General features: G+C 67.3%; 3 protein-coding genes. All 3 read left to right on the forward strand.

Annotated features, from left to right (window positions below; all coding sequences use genetic code 11):
* Positions 1–1,440 (forward strand): potassium-transporting ATPase subunit KdpA (gene kdpA / locus DT019_RS38870; protein ID WP_114041717.1); only part of this gene is annotated, 1,440 nt, incomplete at its 5' end.
* Positions 1,437–3,563: a potassium-transporting ATPase subunit KdpB gene (gene kdpB / locus DT019_RS38875; protein ID WP_114041718.1), complete on the forward strand. Its 2,127-nt coding sequence runs from the start codon at positions 1,437–1,439 to the stop codon at positions 3,561–3,563. The genes kdpA and kdpB, both read left to right, overlap by 4 nt.
* Positions 3,564–3,569: 6 nt before the next feature.
* Positions 3,570–4,244 (forward strand): potassium-transporting ATPase subunit C, encoded by a 675-nt coding sequence (locus DT019_RS38880; protein WP_114041719.1) that lies wholly within the window; start codon positions 3,570–3,572, stop codon positions 4,242–4,244.
* Positions 4,245–4,246 lie beyond the last annotated feature (2 nt).

Consider the following 4,246-nt stretch of genomic DNA (forward strand, 5'->3'; position numbering starts at 1 on the left):
TTCCTGTACCTGATGCAGCGTCTCCAGGGTTCGCTGCCCGGTTCGCTCGGGTTCGTGTCGATCCCGGCGGACCAGGCGTTCAACACGGCGGCGTCGTTCGTGGCGAACACGAACTGGCAGTCGTACTCGGGTGAGCAGTCGATGGGCCACGTCGTGCAGACCGGTGGTCTGGCGGTGCAGAACTTCGTGTCGGCGGCCGTCGGTATCGCGGTCGCCGTCGCGCTGGTGCGGGGCTTCGCCCGCTCGCGCACCGGTGACCTGGGCAACTTCTGGGCGGACCTGGTGCGCGGCACCGTCCGGATCCTGATCCCGATCTCGGTGATCGGCGCGCTCGTCCTGGTGGCGTGTGGTGCGATCCAGAACTTCTCCGGGATCCACGAGGTCGGCCAGTTCCTGGGCGGCTCGCAGCAGTGGAACGGCGGGGCGGTGGCCTCGCAGGAGGCGATCAAGGAGCTGGGCACCAACGGTGGCGGTTACTTCAACGCCAACTCGGCCCACCCCTTCGAGAACCCCAACGGGCTGTCGAACCTGTTCGAGATCTTCCTGATCCTGGTCATCCCGTTCGCGCTGACCCGTACCTTCGGCACGATGGTCGGCTCGGTCAGGCAGGGCTACGCGATCCTCGCGACCATGGTGACGATCTGGGTCGGGTTCACCGCGCTGATGATGTGGACCGAGTTCTCCCACCACGGCCCCGCGTTCGACGTCGCGGGCGGCGCGATGGAGGGCAAGGAGACCCGCTTCGGTATTGGCGCGTCCTCGATCTTCTCGGTGGCCACGACCCTGACGTCCACGGGCGCGGTCAACTCCTTCCACTCCTCCTTCACCGGCTTCGGCGGCGGTATCCAGCTGCTGGGCATGCAGCTGGGTGAGATCGCTCCGGGCGGTACCGGCTCCGGCCTGTACGGCATGCTGATCATGGCGATCATCGCGGTGTTCATCGCGGGCCTGATGGTGGGGCGCACGCCCGAGTACCTGGGCAAGAAGATCGGCACCCGCGAGATCAAGTTCGCCGCGTGCTACATCCTGGTGACCCCGGCGCTGGTCCTGATCTTCACGGCGATCGCGATGGCGATGCCGTCCACGCTGGACTCGATGGCGAACTCGGGTGCGCACGGCTTCTCCGAGGTGCTGTACGCCTACACCTCGGGTGCCAACAACAACGGCTCCGCGTTCGCGGGCCTCAACGCCAACACCCCGTGGTTCAACACGAGCATCGGCCTGGCCATGCTGCTGGGCCGGTTCGTGCCGATGGTGTTCGTCCTCGCGCTGGCCGGCTCCCTGGGCGAGCAGCAGCCCATCCCGGAGACGGCAGGCACCCTGCGCACCAACAAACCGCTGTTCACCGGCCTGCTGGTCGGGACCGTGATGATCGTCGCGGGTCTGACCTACTTCCCGGCGCTGGCTCTCGGCCCGCTCGCGGAGGGGCTGGCGTCATGACCACCAATCTGAAGCACGAGGACGAGATGTCCACTGCCACTCCCACCCGGGCGCCCCACAGCGACGTGCCCAGCGGGCACAAGGACCAGGGCAAGGTCGGGGGCGGCATGTTCGACCCGAAGCAGCTGGTCAAGTCCTTCCCGGACGCGGTCAGGAAGCTCGACCCGCGCGTCATGGTCAAGTCTCCGGTCATGTTCGTGGTGGAGATCGGCTCGGTGCTCACCACGGTCCTGGCCGTCAAGGATCCGGGGGAGTGGTTCGGCTGGGCGATCGCCGCGTGGCTGTGGCTGACCACGATCTTCGCCAACCTCGCGGAGGCGGTCGCCGAGGGCCGGGGCAAGGCGCAGGCGGACACCCTGCGCAAGGCCAAGACCGACACCGTCGCGCGCCGCCTGACCGGCGGCACCGAGGAGCAGGTGCCCGGCACCGACCTCAAGATCGGTGACCTGGTCGTCTGTGAGGCGGGCGACATCATCCCCGGCGACGGTGACGTCGTCGAGGGCGTCGCGAGCGTTGACGAGTCGGCGATCACCGGCGAGTCCGCTCCCGTCATCCGCGAGTCCGGCGGCGACCGCTCGGCCGTCACCGGTGGCACGAAGGTGCTGTCCGACCGGGTCGTCATCAAGATCACGACGAAGCCGGGCGAGACGTTCATCGACCGGATGATCAACCTGGTCGAGGGCGCCTCCCGGCAGAAGACCCCGAACGAGATCGCCCTCAACATCCTGCTCGCCTCGCTGACGATCGTCTTCCTGCTGGCGGTGGTGACGCTTCAGCCGTTCGCGATGTACGCGAAGGCCGAGCAGTCCATGATCGTGCTGGCCGCGCTCCTGGTCTGCCTGATCCCGACGACCATCGGCGCGCTGCTGTCGGCGATCGGTATCGCGGGTATGGACCGCCTCGTGCAGAGGAATGTCCTGGCCATGTCGGGCCGGGCGGTCGAGGCCGCCGGTGACGTCTCCACGCTGCTGCTGGACAAGACCGGCACCATCACCCTCGGCAACCGTCAGGCGGCCGAGTTCGTGCCGGTGAGCGGGACCACGCAGGCCGAGGTCGCGGACGCCGCTCAGCTCTCCTCCCTGGCGGACGAAACGCCCGAGGGCCGCTCCATCGTGGTCCTCGCGAAGGAGAAGTACGGCCTGCGCGAACGCCACCAGGGCGAGCTGACCGGAGCCGAGTGGATCGCCTTCACCGCCCAGACCCGGATGTCCGGGGTGGACATCGACGGACGCAAGGTCCGCAAGGGCGCGGCCGGTTCGGTGGTCGCATGGGTGAAGGAGCAGGGCGGACATGTCGCACAGGACGCCCAGGCGCTCACCGACCGGATTTCCCAGGCTGGTGGCACGCCGCTGCTGGTGGCTGTGGAAGACGCGGACGGCGCGCGGGTCCTGGGTGTCATCCACCTCAAGGACGTCGTCAAGGAGGGCATGAGGGAGCGGTTCGACGAGCTGCGCCGGATGGGCATCAAGACGGTCATGATCACGGGTGACAACCCGCTGACCGCGAAGGCGATCGCCGAAGAGGCGGGCGTGGACGACTTCCTCGCGGAGGCCACTCCCGAGGACAAGATGGCCCTCATCAAGCGGGAGCAGGCGGGCGGCAAGCTGGTCGCGATGACCGGTGACGGCACCAACGACGCCCCCGCCCTGGCCCAGGCCGATGTCGGCGTGGCGATGAACACGGGTACGTCGGCCGCCAAGGAGGCCGGCAACATGGTCGACCTCGACTCCAACCCGACCAAGCTCATCGAGATCGTCGAGATCGGCAAGCAACTCCTCATCACCCGAGGCGCGCTGACCACATTCTCGATCGCCAACGACGTGGCGAAGTACTTCGCGATCATCCCCGCGATGTTCGCGGTCGTCTACCCGGGCCTCGACAAGCTCAACATCATGAGCCTGCACAGCCCGCAGTCCGCGATCCTGTCCGCGGTCATCTTCAACGCGCTCATCATCATCGCGCTCGTACCGCTCGCGTTGAAGGGCGTGCAGTACAAGCCGACCAGCGCCGACAAGATGCTCCGCCGCAACCTCGGCATCTACGGCCTCGGCGGTCTGATCGCCCCGTTCATCGGCATCAAGATCATCGACCTGCTCATCTCCCTCATCCCCGGAATCGGCTGACCTGCCATGAACAACTCAGTTGGAAACACCACCCGGTTGCTCGGCGCGGGCCTGCGCGCACTCCTGGTTCTCACCGTGGTCTGCGGCGTGATCTACCCGCTCGTCGTCACCGGCATCGCCCAGCTCGCCTTCCCGGGCAAGGCCAACGGGTCCGAGGCCAAGGCGGACGGCAAGGTCGTCGGCTCCTCCCTCATCGGGCAGACGTACAACCTCCCGAAGAAGGACCCGAACAACACCGACGAGGCCGCGGTGCCGGACCTGAAGTGGTTCCAGCCCCGCCCCTCCAACGGGCTCGGCGCGAACACCCTCAACACCCAGTACCAGCTGATCATCTCCGGCGCGACCAACCTCTCGGGCGACAACGAGAAGCTGATCAAGCAGGTCAAGGACGCCAAGGAGGCGGTCGTCCAGGACAACTCGACGCCCGGCCACCCAGTGGACCCGGCCGACGTGCCCGCCGACGCGGTCACCTCCTCCGGCTCCGGCCTCGACCCGCAGATCTCACCGGCCTACGCCAAGCTCCAGGTGAACCGGGTCGCCGAGCGCAACCACCTCGACGTCAAGCAGGTCGAGAAGCTCGTCGCCGACAACACCAGCGGCCGCATCCTCGGCTTCATGGGCGAGCCCGGGGTCAACGTCCTCAAGCTCAACATCGCACTCAAGGAACTCACGCAGAAGTGAGC

The organism is Streptomyces sp. SDr-06, assembly GCF_003324565.1.
Classification (GTDB): Bacteria; Actinomycetota; Actinomycetes; order Streptomycetales; family Streptomycetaceae; genus Streptomyces.

Coding starts and splice junctions, on each gene's coding strand:
- DT019_RS38880 (WP_114041719.1), top strand. CDS start 3,570: ATGAACAACTCAGTTGGAAACACCACCCGGTTGCTCGGCGCGGGCCTG.
- kdpB (WP_114041718.1), top strand. CDS start 1,437: ATGACCACCAATCTGAAGCACGAGGACGAGATGTCCACTGCCACTCCC.